At 57.0% G+C, this 16814-nt stretch carries 17 protein-coding genes; 10 read left to right on the top strand and 7 right to left on the bottom strand.

Translation table 11 applies throughout. The annotated features are described in order from the left end of the window. The 10 genes from MWC30_RS06390 to MWC30_RS06335 all read left to right on the top strand — a co-directional run. A partial coding sequence (locus tag MWC30_RS06390; RefSeq protein ID WP_244083324.1) for an ATP-binding cassette domain-containing protein occupies nt 1-410 on the top strand: 410 nt, incomplete at its 5' end. Between the two features lie 231 nt (nt 411-641). Then, nucleotides 642-806, top strand: coding sequence for a sulfurtransferase TusA family protein (locus MWC30_RS06385; protein WP_244083323.1), 165 nt, complete (start codon nt 642-644; stop codon nt 804-806). A gap of 117 nt (nt 807-923) precedes the next feature. Then, nucleotides 924-1976: a selenide, water dikinase SelD gene (selD, locus tag MWC30_RS06380; RefSeq protein ID WP_254006160.1), complete on the top strand. Its 1053-nt coding sequence runs from the start codon at nt 924-926 to the stop codon at nt 1974-1976. A 406-nt stretch (nt 1977-2382) separates the two neighbouring features. Then, a complete protein-coding gene (locus MWC30_RS22720) occupies nt 2383-3840 on the top strand; it encodes a 4Fe-4S dicluster domain-containing protein (protein WP_272495884.1) in 1458 nt (485 codons plus the stop codon). 62 nt (nt 3841-3902) lie between these two features. Further along, nucleotides 3903-6950 (top strand): FAD-dependent oxidoreductase, encoded by a 3048-nt coding sequence (locus tag MWC30_RS06360; protein ID WP_254006159.1) that lies wholly within the window; start codon nt 3903-3905, stop codon nt 6948-6950. Nucleotides 6951-6972: 22 nt separating this feature from the next. Then, a complete protein-coding gene (locus MWC30_RS06355) occupies nt 6973-7398 on the top strand; it encodes a hydrogenase iron-sulfur subunit (RefSeq protein ID WP_244083318.1) in 426 nt (141 codons plus the stop codon). Next, the gene (locus MWC30_RS06350) at nt 7395-7634 is read left to right on the top strand and encodes a hypothetical protein (protein ID WP_244083317.1); all 240 of its coding nucleotides are present in this window, start codon (nt 7395-7397) and stop codon (nt 7632-7634) included. The genes MWC30_RS06355 and MWC30_RS06350 overlap by 4 nt, the downstream gene beginning before the upstream one ends. Before the next feature lie 174 nt (nt 7635-7808). Beyond that, nucleotides 7809-9212, top strand: a complete 1404-nt coding sequence (gene asnS, locus MWC30_RS06345; RefSeq protein ID WP_244083316.1) for an asparagine--tRNA ligase — start codon at nt 7809-7811, stop codon at nt 9210-9212. 84 nt (nt 9213-9296) lie between these two features. After that, a complete protein-coding gene (locus MWC30_RS06340) occupies nt 9297-9497 on the top strand; it encodes a hypothetical protein (protein WP_244083315.1) in 201 nt (66 codons plus the stop codon). Between the two features lie 18 nt (nt 9498-9515). Further along, complete coding sequence (locus MWC30_RS06335; RefSeq protein WP_244083314.1) at nt 9516-10016, top strand: hypothetical protein; 501 nt, start codon at nt 9516-9518, stop codon at nt 10014-10016. Between the two features lie 259 nt (nt 10017-10275). Here the strand turns inward: MWC30_RS06335 and MWC30_RS06330 are convergent, their stop codons facing one another. The 7 genes from MWC30_RS06330 to MWC30_RS06300 form a co-directional block, all read right to left on the bottom strand. Beyond that, nucleotides 10276-11127, bottom strand: a complete 852-nt coding sequence (locus tag MWC30_RS06330; protein ID WP_244083313.1) for a PstS family phosphate ABC transporter substrate-binding protein — start codon at nt 11125-11127, stop codon at nt 10276-10278. A 417-nt stretch (nt 11128-11544) separates the two neighbouring features. Then, nucleotides 11545-11784: a HypC/HybG/HupF family hydrogenase formation chaperone gene (locus MWC30_RS06325; RefSeq protein WP_244083312.1), complete on the bottom strand. Its 240-nt coding sequence runs from the start codon at nt 11782-11784 to the stop codon at nt 11545-11547. Nucleotides 11785-11803: 19 nt separating this feature from the next. Then, nucleotides 11804-12352, bottom strand: coding sequence for a HyaD/HybD family hydrogenase maturation endopeptidase (locus MWC30_RS06320; RefSeq protein WP_244083311.1), 549 nt, complete (start codon nt 12350-12352; stop codon nt 11804-11806). Between the two features lie 152 nt (nt 12353-12504). Beyond that, nucleotides 12505-14145, bottom strand: a complete 1641-nt coding sequence (locus MWC30_RS06315; protein WP_244083310.1) for a nickel-dependent hydrogenase large subunit — start codon at nt 14143-14145, stop codon at nt 12505-12507. Nucleotides 14146-14224: 79 nt separating this feature from the next. Further along, the gene (locus MWC30_RS06310; protein ID WP_244083309.1) at nt 14225-15163 is read right to left on the bottom strand and encodes a hydrogenase small subunit; all 939 of its coding nucleotides are present in this window, start codon (nt 15161-15163) and stop codon (nt 14225-14227) included. A 299-nt stretch (nt 15164-15462) separates the two neighbouring features. Continuing rightward, the gene (locus MWC30_RS06305) at nt 15463-15639 is read right to left on the bottom strand and encodes a hypothetical protein (protein ID WP_244083308.1); all 177 of its coding nucleotides are present in this window, start codon (nt 15637-15639) and stop codon (nt 15463-15465) included. A 483-nt stretch (nt 15640-16122) separates the two neighbouring features. Beyond that, complete coding sequence (locus MWC30_RS06300; RefSeq protein WP_244083307.1) at nt 16123-16725, bottom strand: response regulator; 603 nt, start codon at nt 16723-16725, stop codon at nt 16123-16125. Between the last annotated feature and the right edge of the window lie 89 nt (nt 16726-16814).

Below are 16814 nucleotides of genomic sequence, written 5' to 3'. Positions count from 1 at the left end.
TGAAGAAGGGCTTCCGATGGCGCCTTTCCAAGCCGGACAGGCGCCGCCTTCAGGAGATCCTCGATCTCTTCGAGATCTCCCACCTGGCGCAGAGCTTTCCCTTCGATCTTTCGGGAGGCCAAAAGCAGCGTGTGGCCCTGGCGCGCGCTCTGGTCTGCAAGCCGGACATCCTCCTCCTGGACGAGCCCTTTTCGGCCCTGGACACCCTCCTGCGCGTGAAGCTCCGCAGGGAGCTCTCCGAAATCCAGGCCAGGTTCGATATTCCCGTCATCATGATCACTCATGATCCCGAAGACATAGAGGCCTTCGCCGAGACGCTGGTGATCTACGAATCCGGCGGGGTCCGCAGTGTCGGGCCGTACCTCCGGGAGGGTGGGAGGCTTTCCTCTTGTTCGAATGCCTGCCTTTAGAAATGATTCGCCTCGCTGCCATCCAAAGTGGACATGAGCTCGGTGAGGCTCAATCCCGCCGATAGAAATCTGCCTTCCATTCATTTTTACAATACATCGACGCAATGACATCGGAATTAACGATTTGTATCCATGCCCTCTTGCAGTTAAGCAATATCATTGACGCAATGGGAAGGGCTTCGGTGGAGTCCGGATTTTTACCGGGTGGGAGAAGTTTGGCAGAGGAAAGCAATGATCGAAGAAAAACTGGATTGTCGCGGGTTGGCATGTCCGAGCCCGGTTTTGAAAACCAGGGAAGTCCTGGAGCGGGGCAATGTCGCCCGGGTGAGCATCCTCGTCGACAATTCCGCGGCGCAGGAAAATCCTCGTCTGCGGCACCTGTCTCCATCACTTTGAGCTCCTTGAGAAGAAGCAGGTGGGAGAGACCACCAACATGCTCGACATTGTCACCGCGCTGCAACTGGCGGATAAGGTCATTACCGTAATGTAGCTCAAAGCCAACAGGAGTGATGGATGGCGGAGAAGCCTGTAGAATTGGCAAAAACTGTTCGCGCGGCCGGTTGAGCGGCAAAAATCGGTCCGGGGGACTTAGCGGATATTCTGGAAGGTCTGCCTCTGGAAGATGATCCCAATCTTCTCGTGGGGAGAGAAACGTCCGACGATGCCGGTGTGTATCGCCTGTCGGAGGACGTGGCACTGGTTCAAACGATTGACTTCATTACGCCTGTCGTGAACGACCCGTACGACTTTGGCCGCATTGCGGCGGCCAATTCCCTCAGCGATGTCTACGCCATGGGGGGACGTCCTCTGACGGTGATGAACGTGGTCTGTTTTCCGGTCAAGACCATGGATAAAGCGATTTTGAGGGAGATCCTTCGCGGCGGGCTGGAAAAAATCCACGAAGCCGGAGCGGCGCTTGTGGGCGGGCACAGCGTGGAGGACCCGGAGATCAAGTATGGTCTCTCCGTCACAGGCTTGGTGCATCCCGACAAGGTACTCACCAATGCCGCCGTGAAGCCCGGGGATGCCATCATTCTGACAAAACCGCTGGGTACCGGAGTGCTGGTCACAGCCATCAAAGCAGACTTGGTTTCCAAGGAAGCGGAGCGTCGAGCCGTCGAAACGATGGCGACTCTCAACAGGAGAGCCGCCGAGATCATGGCCGCATATCCCGTGAACGCCTGCACCGACGTCACCGGCTTTGGGCTTCTGGGCCACATGCTGGAGATGGCCACAGGCAGCCGGATGGCCATCACGCTTTTTGCCGAAACGGTCCCACTCCTTCCTGGAGTCATGGATTCGGTCCAAATGGGACTGGTTCCCGCGGGAAGTTTCTCCAACCGGAACTTCTGCTCCCACCAGGTGCGCCGGTCTGAGGGGGTGGATCCGATGCTCCTGGATATTCTGGCGGACGCCCAAACTTCCGGTGGGCTCCTCATTGCTCTGCCCGAGAAGATGGCCGCCGCGCTGGTGGATGACCTCCATGCAGGGGGAGTACACGATGCCGCTCTCATTGGTCGGGCCGCTGCATCGGACAAAGGGCTCATTGAGCTGGCATCGTCGTGATAGGATGGACATTTAAGAGACTTATAAATTACCAGGATACCATTTTTCGTCATTCCGGCTTAAAGCATGCCGGAATGACGAACGCAATCCTTCCCCTTCCAATGGAGGTGAAGGGGCAGCAAACGGTATTTCAGCAACGACGGAGTCCCTAAGCTGCCTGCCGCGAATCAGATATCCACCCCATGAACATCTCGTGGGCATTCCCCGAAAAAAAATCTTCATTGACCCCGACCGCCTTCCCTTCCACGTGTTGAGATGCTCCGGGCAGATGTGCCTTCCCGGAGGAACCTGTTGACACAGTAGTGCGGGATGGATAAAAATGCACAATCTGCACATGGAGCTTATGCTATAATCCGCAAAGTTCAGCCGCGGCGGAGCGGCTGATGGGAAGGGGCAGGGAGCGGAGATGATCGTCATTCGAGTGGGGGAGCTGGCGGACCATCTGGGAGTGCACCGTAACACCGTGCGCAATTGGATCAACGGCGGAAAGCTGCCCGCACGCCAAATGGCCGGGAAGCGGTACCTCATCACGGAAAATGATTTTGCCCGCCTCTGCCGGGAATTCGGCATCGACCGATCCAGTCTGAAGCTGAAGTACTTGCCCGGCAGCCCGGTGATGAGCCGCGAGATGACCTGTCAGGAAAAGGACGTGGCGGAAATCGGAGGGCGTTCGGCCCGCCTGCTTCCCGACGCCGACTGGGGGGACGCCTGTGTCACGTGCGGGAGCTGCGCCGGGGCGTGCCCCATTTCGGGAGTGGACGGCATGGATCCCCGCAAAGCCATACGGATGGCTGTCCTGGGGCGGGAAGAGGATCTGATTGCATCCCAGTGGCCCTGGAAGTGCACTCTGTGTGGGAAGTGTGAAGAAGTCTGTCCCATGAATGTGGAGATCGTGGCGTTCCTCCGCAGGGTGCGCGGGCTGAGAGATCGTAAGAAGGTCCCGGGATCTCTGCAAAAGGGTGTGCTCATGTGCCTCGAAAAGGGGAACAATCTGGGCATTCCCAGGGAGGATTTCATTGCGCTCTTGCAGGAGATGGGCCGCGAGATGCGGGACGAAGGCTATCCCGATTTTGAAGTCCCCATCGACCGCCCAGGGGCCAATCTGCTGGTGACCCTCAATTCCAAGGAAGCTTTCGCCGAGCCTGCAGCCATGAAGTCCTGGTGGAAGATCTTTTCTGCCGCGGGGGAATCCTGGACCCTGCCCTCCCAATGCTGGGAGGGGGTCAACTGGGGGCTCTACACCGGGGACGACGAAGCCATGAAGGGCATCGTGGGGAACCTGGTGGCAAACATGGTGCGCTTGGGATGCAGGACCTTGCTCCTGCCGGAATGAGGCCACGGCTACTTTGCAACCCGGTACGGGTTGAGCCGCTGGTTTCAGGAAGAAGCCAAGCATTTCAAAGTCATTTCGGTCATCGATCTTCTCGTGGACTATCTCCAGAAGGGACGCATTCGGGTCGATTCTTCGCGCCATCCGGAGCTCACCACCTACCACGATCCCTGCAACTACGGCCGCAATTCCCTGAAGGCCTTCGGCCAGGGCTATTTTGAGGAGCCGCGCTGGATTGTGCGGCAGTGTGCTCCCCAGTTTGTGGACATGTTTCCGGACAGGGAAGGGAGCTACTGCTGTGGAGCGGGTGGGGGGATCTGGGCGACACCCTTCAAGGAGGAGCGCGTTTACCACGGGAGGCTCAAGGCCCGCCAGTTGAAGCAGAGCCGGGCTCGATGGGTCATCACCTCCTGTCACAACTGCAGGGATCAGATCGTCAGCAGCCTCTGCAAGGAATATGACCTGGATCTCGGCGTCAAGTACCTGTGGGAGCTGGTGGCCGATTCCCTCGTGACGGGACCTGCCGTTTCCTGACGGGGTGCTCTCCCGAGGGAAGAAGGGCGGGATGGTTTGCCGTACAAATGTAGGTCAAGATCATGCTGAAGGAAAAAAGTGGTGCAGTCCTGGTGGTAGGGGGAGGGATAGCCGGCATGCAGGCGGCATTGGACCTCGCCAATGGCGGCTTTTTTGTCTACCTGGCGGAGCGCTCGGGTGCCATCGGCGGTTCCATGACCCATTGGGACAAGGTGTTTCCCTCCAACGAATGCTCCCTTTGAATTCTCTCCCCGCGATTGGTCGAGTGCGGTCGGCACTTGAACATTGAAATCCTGACTCTGACGGAAGTGGAGCGGGTGGAGGGCGAGGTGGGCGATTTCGTGGTGACTCTCAGGGAAAGCCCCCGTTACGTGGACATGGATAAGTGCATCGCCTGCGGCGAATGTGCGCGGGTCTGTCCTGCGGAAAGCGCGCTGGAATCCCACGGTGGGATCGCTCCGCGCAAGGCTGCCTATCTGAAATATCCCCAAGCGGTCCCTCTGAAGTACCAGATCGATCCCCAAATCTGCCTATACCTGCGGGAAGGCCGCTGCGGTGCCTGTGAAAAGGTCTGTCCTGCCGGCGCCATCCGCTTTGACGACACCTCGCGAATCATCTCCCTGGAGGTGGGGTCCATCATTCTCGCTCCGGGCTTCCATCCCTTCGACCCTTCGGGAATAAGGACCTGGGGATATGGGCTCTTTCCCCACGTCATCCGCTCCGTGGACCTGGAGCCCATGCTGTCAGCCTCCGGACCGTCGGGCGGGCGTCTCCTTCGCCCCGGCGACGGGAAAAAGGTCCGAAAAATCGCTTTCCTGCAATGTGTGGGCAGCCGCGACTACAACAAGGCCTCCCACGGCTACTGCTCCTCCGTGTGCTGCATGTCCGCCCTCAAGGAGGCCATGATCGCCCGGGAGCAGGACCCGGACCTGGAGGTTTCGATTTTCTTCCTCGATATGAGGACGTTCGGAAAGGGCTTCGAGCGCACTTACGAGCGGGCCAGGGAGAAGGGAATACGTTTTTACCGTTGCCGCGTGTATTCCCTGGAGCCCTCTGAAAGAAACGACGGCATCACTTTTCGCTATATCACGGACCAGGGGAAGCAGGCGGAAGAGTCCTTCGACCTGGTTGTCCTTTCAGTGGGCATGGAAGCCCATGCCGGATGCCGATCCCTTGCCGAACGAACGGGAGTCGAGCTCAACGGGAACGGGTTTGCCGTCACATCCTCCTTTGCCCCCACGGCCACGAGCCGCCCCGGAATCTATGCCTGCGGAACCTTTTCCGGTCCCAAGGACATCCCCCAGTCTGTCGTGGAGGGCTCCGCCGCTGCCGCCGCCGCCACCATGGCCCTCATGGACGTCAGGTACAGTCGGACCCGTCAGAAGGACTTTCCCCTGGAAGAGGATACGGGCATCCAGGAGCCCCGCGTCGGAGTCTTCATCTGCCATTGCGGCTCCAACATCGCGGGCGTGGTGGATGTAGCGGACGTTGCGGACTATGCGGCCGGTCTGCCTTCCGTCGTCCACGTGGAGCGGAATCTCTTCACCTGTTCCCAGGATTCCCAGGATGCCATGCGCCGGACGATTCGAGAGAAGTCTTTGAACCGCGTCGTGGTGGCGGCGTGTACTCCCCGCACGCACGAGCCCCTCTTCCGCGAGACCCTCAAGGCGTCCGGGCTCAACGAAAACCTTTTTGAAATGGCCAATATCCGCAATCAGGGGGCCTGGGTGCATGCGGCCTGTCCCGAAGCCGCCACGGCCAAGGCTCGGGACCTGGTGCGCATGGCCACGGCCAAAGCGGGTCTCCTGGAAGCCCTGCCCCCTGTTTCGGTGGGAGTGATCCCCCAGGCGCTGGTCATCGGAGGAGGGGTTGCCGGGATGGTGTCCGCCCTGGGACTGGCAGACCAGGGCTTCTCGGTGCATCTCGTGGAAAAGAGCTCGCAGCTGGGAGGCAATGCGCGCCATCTTTCCAGGACCTGGAAGAATGAATCCATTCCGGGTTTTGTGGAGCAGTGCTCTCGGCGGATCAGGGACCATGAGCACATTACCGTGCACCTCAAGAGCACCGTCATTCATGCAGAGGGAGCGGTGGGGCATTTCCGTTCCACGATCCGGAAGCATGCGGGGAGCACCACGGTGGATCATGGCGTGGCCGTCATCGCCACCGGCGGAGAGGCTTACAAATCCGACGTCTACGGCTACGAGCATTCCCAGAAGGTCCTCACGGCCCTCGAATTCGACAAGCTCCACCTGGTGGGGGACGAGCGTGTGCGGTATGGGCAGAGCTTCGTCTTCATCCAGTGTGTGGGATCGAGAGAACCGGCACGGCCTTACTGTTCCAAGGTCTGCTGTACGCATTCCATTCAGTCGGCCATTGTGCTCAAGGAAGAAGATCCGTCCCGAAGCGTCTACATCCTCTACCGGGACATCCGCGCCTACGGCCAGCGGGAAGAGCTCTACAAGCGTGCCCGTGACTTGGGGGTGGTTTTCATCAATTACGAGCTCCACGAAAAGCCCAATGTTCTCATTCAGGACGATGAGGTGAGCGTGGTGGTCTGGGACCACGTGCTGCATGAGCCCCTGCGCATTCCGGCGGATGTCGTCATTTTGGCGACGGCGATTGTTTCCAACCCGGACATTGCCGATCTGGCCCGCCTTTACAAAATCCCTGTCGATGCCGATGGCTTTGTCCAGGAAGCGCATGCCAAGCTCCGCCCCGTGGATTTCGCCACGGACGGCCTGTTCCTTGCCGGCCTGGCCCACTACCCCAAGCCCATTGAAGAATCCGTCGTGCAGGCCCAGGCTGCGGTGGCCCGTGCCGTGACGGTGCTGAGCAATGGGCGCATTCTCCTCGATTCCGTCAAGGCGCGTGTGAATCCGGCGACATGTGACGGATGCGCCCTTTGCCTGGATGTGTGCCCCTATCATGCCATCACCCTGGAGAATGTTCCGGGAGAGGAAGACCGGAAGATCATCGCCGTCCACACGGCCAGATGCAAAGGCTGCGGGGCCTGCCAGGCCACCTGCCCCAAGGATGGGGTGGAGGTCGGCGGGTTCACGTATCGCCAGCTTTCAGCCCAGGTGGACGCCGCTCTGAACGCTATTGCCTGATGGCCCATGGCGAGGTAAAAATTTGCTCTTCGAACCTGTCATTCTCGCATTCGACTGCAACTGGTGCTCGTATGCCGCCGCCGATCTGGCGGGCATCGCCCGGTTGCAGTATCCTCCCAACCTGCGCATCATCCGGGTGATGTGCTCGGGGATGGTGCATCCCAATCTCGTGGTGGAAGCCTTCCAGAAGGGGGCCGATGGCGTGATGGTCATGGGGTGCCACCCAGGAGAATGCCATTACGTGGATGGCAATGAGAAGGCGCGGCGGCGAATGGCCGTTGTCGTGGAAATGCTCGATGCCATGGGGCTCGAGCCCGAACGATTCCGGTTGGTGTGGTGCTCTTCCTCGGAAGCGGAGCGTTTTGCCGCTTCCGTGCGGGAGATGACGGAAACGGTCAGAGCCCTGGGGCCGTCGCCTTACCGGGTACAAAAGTGGAGCGGCTTATGAAGAAGGAAGACGGAAGGGTGTGGGTGCGCGCCGAGCGGGTGGATACCCGGTGCGGGTCCATAGGCCACATGACGGTGGACCAGATCCGGGAACGGACGGTGGGAGAGCATGTCAACGTGACTTGCCCCGAATGCGGGGAAATCCACCTCACCCGGGAGGATGTGGAAGCGGCCGAGTCGAGACGCATCACGGAATCTCCCAAATTCAAGAAAATCAAGGGCGACGCCGAGGTCTGAAGGGCTGGAGCACGTCCCCCGCTCCAAGCCATGGGGCAAGGCGCAAGTGCTGTAGCCTCCTTGTTTCTTTCCTTGTGGCGCGCTTCGGATGTTGATAAGAATATTCAGGTTTGAAGCATCGTATCCCAGAGGATGGCGACGGCGGTAACGCCGCCAAGAAAGGATAGAGGATCTATGAAAGAGGCTCTGCGCATCGCCGACCTTTTCCGGGAGGAACAGCGCTTAGTGGGGCAGACGATCCGGGTGCAGGGCTGGGTCCGCACCCGCCGGGATTCCAAGGCGGGCATCAGCTTCATTGAAGTCAACGACGGCTCGTGCCTGAAGAACCTGCAGGTCATTGTGGAACTGGCGCGTCCGGAGCTTGTCGAAACGCTGCGGTCTGTCACCACGGGGGCCGGCATCCAGGTGGAGGGGGTCCTCCAGGCTTCGCCGGGGAAGGGCCAGTCCGTTGAAATGCACGCCGCCTCTATCCGCCTCTTTGGAGGGGCGGATCCGGCGACCTATCCGCTGCAAAAGAAGAGGCATTCCTTCGAATTCCTTCGCCAGATCGGGCATCTTCGGCCTCGGACCAACACCCTCGGGGCCGTGGCGCGGGTGCGGAGCCGTTTGAGCTTCGCCGTTCACCAGTTTTTTCAGGAACGGGGATTCTTTTATCTTCATACCCCCATCATCACTTCCAGCGACTGTGAAGGCGCGGGAGAAGTGTTTCGTGTCACGACTCCGCCCTCCCGCGATGATGTGGCTGCTCCAGAGGCAGGTGACGCCAACGTGCCAGATTTCTTCGGAAAACCGGCCTATCTGACTGTCAGCGGGCAGCTTCAGGCAGAAATCTACGCCCTGGCCCTGGGCCGTGTCTACACCTTTGGACCGACCTTTCGCGCGGAAAATTCCAACACCAGCCGCCACTTGGCCGAATTTTGGATGGTGGAGCCGGAAATGGCCTTCTGCGATTTGCAGGAGGACCTGGAGGTGGCCCAGGCTCTCATCAAAAACCTCCTTCAGGTCGTCCTGACGGACTGCAACGAAGACCTGGAGTTCTTCAGTCGATTCATCGAACCGGGGCTGCGGGAGAATCTCGAGAGGACGCTGCAGACTCCTTTCGAAACAGTGACCTATACGGAAGCGGTGGAACAGCTCAAAAAGGCGGGGGAGACTTTCGCATTCCCCGTGAAATGGGGAATGGACCTGCAGGCGGAGCACGAGCGCTTTCTGACCGAGAAAATTTTCGAAAAGCCTGTCGCCCTTGTTCATTTTCCGCGTCACCTCAAACCCTTTTATATGAGAGTCAACGACGACGAAAAAACTGTCGCTGCCATGGACATTCTCGTGCCGGGAATCGGGGAAATCATCGGTGGGTCTCAAAGGGAAGAGCGCCTCGACATGCTCCTGCAGCAAATGGAGCTGAAGGGAATATCCACCGAAGACTACCGCTGGTATGTGGAGCTCAGGGAGTTTGGGTCCGTGCCCCATGCCGGCTTTGGCCTCGGGCTGGAGCGGCTGATTCAATTCGCCACCGGGCTCCCCAATATACGGGAAGTCATCCCTTTTCCCAGAACGCCGGGGCATGCGTATTTTTGATGCATCGAACAAAGTCTCCATGAGGCGACAGGGGTGTATCCCGGAGAACCTCACGCTCCTGAAAGGAAGAGAAAGAATAGAGCCATGACATTGCCCGATCTGGAATTCAAATGCTGGAACTGTTGGGGAGAAGGACAGGTTTCCCTGGGAAACCACTCCGATGTGGTGGAATGCCCCGAGTGCGGTGGACTGGGGTGGCTGCCCACGGAAGACGGCAAGCGGTTGCTGGCATTTCTCCAGCGGCATCTGGCCCTCGAAGTGGAAACGGATGAATCGGAAGAGTGATCTGCTAAAGGAAAATCCATGAGAAGTGTTCCAAAGTGTTGGATGGTACTGTACCCGACGGGTGTCCTGGGAGTGTTGGTTTTTTGTATGGCGATCTTTGCCTGCAGCGCGTCCAGTGTGGAAAGAACGGATGCATTCAGGGATCTGAAATGGGGAAAGCCCCTGGATGACCCTGCACGCTACGAGCTTCTCGCACAGGAGGGGGACCTCAAATTCTACAAGAAAAAGAACGAGGAGCTGAAGGTAGAGGACGTGGCGGTCGAAAGCCTGGTCTATGGCTTTCACAAAGACCGTTTCTACAATGTCATGATCTATTTCAAATCCCTCGAAAACTATAACCGGCTCAGGGATGTTTTGACGCAGCAGTACGGCCGGCCTCTCGAACCGGATCAGGGGGCCAAAAAGTGCTTCTGGAACCTCGACCCCGTCAATTTGCTCCTGGACTACGCGGAAGGTGCCGGATCGGGCCGGATCTCCTATTTCTACAAGCCCATTCAGACGGAAATCGAGATGAATTAGGGCGACATATTTGAATCGCAAATGGGGAATTCAAAGTGAAGGAAAGGCATAAAGAGCTTTGGCCGGCTCTTTATGCCTTCAGCAGGACAGATTGATGAGGGTGCTAACTGACTGTCTAAGAATTCGTTTGCTCGTCATTTCGGCAGTCTTTTAGCCGGAATCCAAGTTTTTCGCTGGGCTGGATTCCGGCTAAAAGCCTGCCGGAATGACGAAAAAATGTCCATGCTCAGAGTGATTGACTCATTTTTTAGACAGCCTCTTAGAGCTCGGATCCCCATCCTTTTCCCAGCACGAAGTCGACGTAGTTGGCGACTTCAGCTTTGGCATTCGGTCGATGATACAGGAAATAGGGGCGCTTGATGGGATACACGCCGCTCGCGAGGTTCTCTCTGGAGGGCATGACGGCGACAACCGCCGCACTGCTCCTGATTTTCAGGATCTTGACGGGCGTGTCGGACGCAGACGACGATTCAAAGGCATCCCTGATTCTCACGAAGCCAATGGACCCGGGCGTCTGAGACACGGTGGACATCATTTTGACGAAATCCGGCACCACCGTGGCGTCCTTCACGATGGGAGCGCCTTTCAAAACTTCGTTCTCCATGAAAACATTCGTTCCAGGGAAGGTGTCTCCCGTTCTGACGACCTTCACGGGCTGATCCTGCCCGCCAATATCCTTCCAGTTGGTGATTTCTCCCGTGAGCAGCCTCTTCACCTGGTTGAGGGTGAGGTCATTGACGGGATTGGAGCGGTCCGTAACGATGACGACTCCACCATAGCCGATGAGCCTCTCATGGAGCTGAACACCCTTTTTCGCCGCAGCTTCACTTTCCTGGTCTGTCAAGACGCGGGAAGCCATGATGACATCGATGGATTGATCGACTACCGAGGCCAGAGCATCCTGAACCAGGGGCGTTTTTTCAACCACGACGTTAACGTTCGGATGGTTGTTCATGTACAATTTGGATATGACGTTGGTCCGGTTGTACATGCTCGCATGGGTCATCACCTTGATGGTAACCTTGTTCGTTTCCGTTTGAGCACTGGATGACACGGGTCGCATGGAACTGAGCATCAGTGCAGCGAGAAGGAAAACCAGAAACTTCTTCATGAGTTGAGCCCCTCCTTGTGTGTTTTTATCACCGTGGCCGTCCATGCGGGGTGTGTCCTGTCATGACCACCAAGCCTCTTGGGCGCACAATCGCTAAATGACGAATTTCTGCAGAGGTTAACGCTTTGAAGGCAGCGTGAATTTTCCATCATGGTCTCTTCCATCTGGGCAGGTTTCCCTCTGATGCTTCAAGCCCTCCATCTCGGTCGCATCGTCCTGTCATCCTTTGCGTGATGAGGAGGAGCTGCGCATGGCAATTTGAAATAATGAATCATTCATATAGCATAGAGTCATAAAATGTTGCAATGATTCCATAGAGCTGCGATTGCTTGTGAAAGCTCTCTATTTGAACGGAGTCACTTCTTGTCACCGGATGCCAATCTGCATGGTCACCCCGGGGACAGTCGGAGAAGTCCCTCAGTTCAACCCCTCTTCATCCGCGGCGGATGCCAGTTCTCTGAGAAGGCGCAGGGATTCCCGGGCTTCCTCAGGGTCCACCTTGTGGAGTGCAAACCCGGCGTGGACAATGACATAGTCCCCGAGCTCCGCCGGCTCCGGGAGCAGCATGAGGGAGGCTTTACGCAGTGCTTCACCGACGCGCACCGTTGCCATTTCATCTTCGATGTGAATGACCTCCGCGGGAATGGCCAGGCACATGAGAGAGCTCCTTTCTATTCTATTGCATAGGATCCGCAGACGGGATTCTGGCCCTGTAGCTTCCCCCCGCCCGCTCGATTTCTTCCAGGACTCTGGCGGAGAGCTCGGGCACACGGGCCTCGATCGTGGCCGTCAATTCCGTTCCCCAGGGGGAAATATCCTCCGGCTCGATTCCCAGGATGACCCCATAAGGGCGGTTCCCGAGTATTTCGGCATAGGCGAGGCTTTCCACGAGATCCAACTGGTGGAGGGAGTTCTTGAAGGTCACTCTTTTCTCCAGTTCTTCCGCCGGGAGGCGGTAGATCGTTCCGGGAGGCTGCCCATTCTGCACCGCATCCACGACGATGAGGTAGTGGGCCCGGGCGATGGGATCGAGGAGCCGAATGCCCAGCGTGCCTCCATCCATCAATTCCACATTGGGGGAAAATACATACTCGGCTTCGAGCTTCTGGACGATTTTGACTCCGATCCCCTCATCCCGGAGCAGGGTATTCCCCACTCCCAGCACCAGGATCGCCCTCGTGCAGTTCCGGTCGTCAGGGCCATCCGATCCATGAGGAAGGTCCATTGCGTTCCAGCACTCCCTTTGTTTACAGTGTTCGCCGGGCCGCTGGGGGCTCCGGCATCTGGGCTCAACCATTCGAGCCTTCAAAAACGGGGACCCGGCTCAGCACCGGGTCCCCCTGGACATCCTGATGACCAGTATCCAAAAAAAGACCGTTAGACAACTTTAAATTTGTAGACCTCGTTCGTCCGAGGATCGATCACATGGACGCCGCAGGCGATGCAGGGGTCGAAAGAATGGACCGTGCGGAGGATTTCCACGGGGCGTTTGGGATCCGCCACGGGAGTGCCCACAAGGGCCTCTTCCACGGGGCCCATTTTGTTTTGTGCGCATCGCGGACCGAGGTTCCAGGTGGACGGCACCACCAGCTGGAAGTTGTTGATCTTCTGTTCCTTGATATCCACCCAGTGTCCCAGGGCGCCGCGGGGCACGTCGTTGAGACCGGCTCCCATGGCTTCAGCCGGCATCTGATAGTCCTGGTAGATCTTTGTGTCTCCCTTCTTGATGTTCTCCACCAACTGGTTGAGCCAGCCTTCCATGGCATCGCCGATGATCTTGGTTTCCAGAGCCCTGGCTGCCGTTCTTCCCAGGGTGGAAAATAGGGCTTCCTGAGGAACCCCCAGCTTCTTCAGAAGACCATCCACAGTCTTTCGGGTGGGTTCGTGGCCCTTTCCGTAGGCCACCAGGACGCGCGCCAACGGGCCGACTTCCATGGGCTCGCCCTTGTAGCGCGGGGCCTTCATCCAGCTGTAGCGGTTCCCCACATCCAGCTGTTCGTATTTGGGCTTGGTTTCACCCTTGGAGGGATGAAGCGCCTGGTCGCCTTCGTACCAGCTGTGCTTGACGTGCTCTTCCACCAGCGCCATGTCCACGGGCTGGATCTGGCCGAGGTTGCGCTTGAAAACAGCGCCCCTGGGAAACATGAAGCTGTCGGGCTCCTTGGCGCTTTGCGGGAATTCGCCGTAAACGAGGAAGTTGGTGGTGCCCCCGATTTTGGCCCAGTCTTTGTAAAAGCCCGCCACCGCAACGACATCCGGCAGGTAGACGTTGTTGACGAAGTCCATCGTCTCTTTCCAGAGATACTTGAATTCGGAGATGCGGTCGGCATTCAGGTCTGTCGCACAGGTCACGCCGCCCACGACAAGGCTTTGCGGGTGAGGGTTCTTCCCCCCGAAAATGGCGTGGAGCCGTGCTGTCCGGGCCTGCTGGCGGAGGGCTTCCAGGTAGTGCGAGGTGGCGATGAGGTTCACCTCGGGGGAAAGCTTGTAAGCCGGGTGTCCCCAGTAGCCGTTGGCGAAGATGCCCAGTTGACCGCTCTCCACGAGCTTTTTCAGGCGGGCCTGCACCTGTTTGAAATCGTTGACCCCGCTGTTTCCCGCGCTGGAAACCTGGTTGGCCAGATCGGCAGTCTTCTTCGGGTCTGCCTTGATGGCGCTGACAACGTCCACCCAGTCCAGGGCGTGGAGGTGATAGAAATGGACGATGTGATCGTGCAGGAATTGCGCGCCCAGCAGAAGGTTGCGGATGAGCCGGGCATTGTCGGGAATGGTGATGCCGGCGGCATTGTCGACGGCGCGGACGGATGCGAGGCCGTGTACATAGGTGCAGACTCCGCAGGATCTCTGGGTGAAAAGGTAGGCGTCTCTAGGGTCCCGCCCCTTCAAAATGAGCTCCAGACCTCGAAATAGAGTCGCACTGCTCCAGGCGTTGCTGACTTTTCCATTGGTGACTTCCACTTCTATGCGCAGATGACCCTCGATACGCGTGATAGGGTCTATGACAACTCTTTGTCCCATCGTTGGTTCTCCTCAATGTCTATAAGACGGTGCATTCCGGTTGCGGCCCGAAACAGGCGGCTTCCACCATCCAGGGAATCTATAGGGGCTTGTAGAAGGGAGACATGTTGTCCCAGAATCCGGGCTCACTGCACCCGATGCAGGGATGCCCCGCCTGAACGGGCCAACTGGTGCCTTCATTGAACTTGACCGTCGGGCAGTTGTTGTAGGTTTCCGGTCCCTTGCAGCCCATCTGGTAGAGGCAGAAGCCCCGTCTGGCCTCGTCGGATTCAAAGGATGTGACGAATTCGCCGTTTTCAAAATGGGAGCGCCGTGGGCACAGATCATGGATGGTCTTGCCATAGGCAAAAAGAGGTCTTCCCTTGTCGTCCAGGTCGGGAAGCTTTCCAAAAAGGAGATAATTCACGACGGTTCCCACCAGGTTGACGGGGTTGGGGGGGCATCCGGGGATGTTGAGGGTGTCGATTCCAATGGCCTCTTTCACGGATTTGGCTCCAGTAGGATTGGGGGCGGCCGCCGGAATGCCCCCGTAGGAGGCGCATGTCCCGATGCAGATGGTGGCCAGTGCCTTGGGGCAGACTTCCTTGGCTATGTCGAGAAAACTCTTCCCCCTGATCATGCCGTAGATGCCGTTGTCGGCGGTGGGGATGGAGCCGTCCACTATGCAGATGAACTTGCCCTGATTCTGGGTGATGGTGTCATGGAGGGATTTCTCGGCGGCATCCCCCGACGGGGCCATGATGGTTTCGTGGTAATCCATGGAGATGATGTCGAGCAGCAGTTCATCGATCCAGGGATAGGTCGTGCGCAAAGCAGATTCCGCACAGCCCGTGCACTCGGCAAAGGCCAGCCACACGACCGGTGGACGCTTGGGGGATGCAAGCGCCTGGGCGATTTTGGGTGCGAAACCCGAGGAGAGACCCATTGTGGCTGATAAAATTCCACAATATTTCATGAAGTCCCTTCTCGATATTCCCTTCTTTTCCAGTCGTCTCTCAAAGCTTTCTTCGTATTTCATCAGACATCTCCTCAAGCCGTTCGAAAAACGTTGTTCGAGCCTCCTGCCGATCCAATGCTATCTCCACACCTCGGGCGGTCCCATGGTGAGCCCGGCTGTCTTCCTTCACATCCCTATGGTATGTGCTTGTTATCACTAAGGTCTCTGGCTGTCAAGTTGTGAAAATAATTGCGTAATCTCCTGATTGCTTGTGCGTTTTGATGCGAGTGAAAAAGAAAGGCCGATTCCGCTGGGCTGCCGCGGAGTCGGCCAGGGGGTGACAATGGGAGTGGGACAGGCAGGTATGACTGCCCTCGCGGTCAGTTGTTGACGACCTGGGCCAGTTTGTCCAGTATCCTTTGAGGAACGGGGTACGCATCCTTGTGGAGATAAAGCTCCAGCAGCTCCGCGTCGAATTCCATGGACTTCGCCGCCTGGGCAACGGTCATTCCCTTTGTTTCCATCTTCTCAATCAACTCAAGTTTCTGTGTTTCCATGTCTTCTCTCCTCTTGAAGATATAGATTGGCTCCGTTTTCCATTCATCTAACCCTTTTGTGAGGAGTTGTGCAAGAGTTTTTCGGGGATCTTGAGCGAATGGGAACAAGATGGTGTTTGGGGCTCAAAAATTCAAAAGGCCGTGAGGAATTTCCTCACGGCCTTTCAACTGGTTTCAGGGGACTCTCGGATTTTCGAAAAACCAAGACGCGGCACAGACTCAGCCACCAGCACGCAATTCAACTTTCAACACGTCATCGCCGGGATTCGCATGAACTTCCACGCAGCACAGAGAACAACAACTTCCACACTCCACAGTCGCTCGAATTCAACATACAACCAGAAGGAACGCGCAATTCAACGGGGAATGGCAAAGGCACAGTCAGTTGATAGAGAAAACGATCTTCAAAATCCTCTCACAGTCATCAAAAGCACCAACCGATGGAAAACAAGGGACGACACAAGTCGATACTCCGAAAGTTCCCTACTTCAAAGGGGCTCCAGGTACACCTTCATGGTATACATCGAAAAACCGATTCGTTTCTTCGCTCGAGAGGCAGCTATCCATACAGGCAGAAGAGAGAGCAACTTCAAAATCAACAACATCAAAGGGCTTCTTCAAGAACGATTCCACTTCAACTCGAACCAGCTCGTCAGCAATCACTCGAAAATCATATTCAGAAATCATTATCGTCGCCGCATGAGGGACAATCCGCTTCAACTGTTCCAACAGAGCTGCAGCATTCGCATCGGGAAGGAGATATTCCACAATCACAACATCATGATGAAATTCATTGACGAGGCTCAACGCTTCGCGGGCAGATGAACAGCAGTCAAAGATATACCCGGCCCGTTCCAAAAAATTTTCCAAAGAGCGTTTTAAAGGAGCGTCAGATTCAACAACCAGCACGCGATGTTCAGGTTCCACATTCCGCCTCCTTGCTGACAATGCTTTGCATTGATCATGCCATTGTTCAAAGGGAATGAAACGCCTTGTTGCCGCACCTTCCTGACGAAGCGTCCTTGGGGCATGCCCGAGGATATTTGGAGAATATTCTCTCTGTTTGCCGTGGAAGAATGTTTTCATGAAGGGGATTATTAAAATAAACAGAAATAAATCCAATTGTTTAAAGGATTAGTGGATAATATTCTTCAAAATGGGCGGGAAATGGAGGA

This window comes from Desulforhabdus sp. TSK, from assembly GCF_022836495.1.
GTDB lineage: Bacteria > Desulfobacterota > Syntrophobacteria > Syntrophobacterales > Syntrophobacteraceae > Desulforhabdus.
The sequence above is the reverse complement of the archived record's forward strand: the minus strand, read 5'-3'. Positions and strand labels throughout refer to the sequence as shown.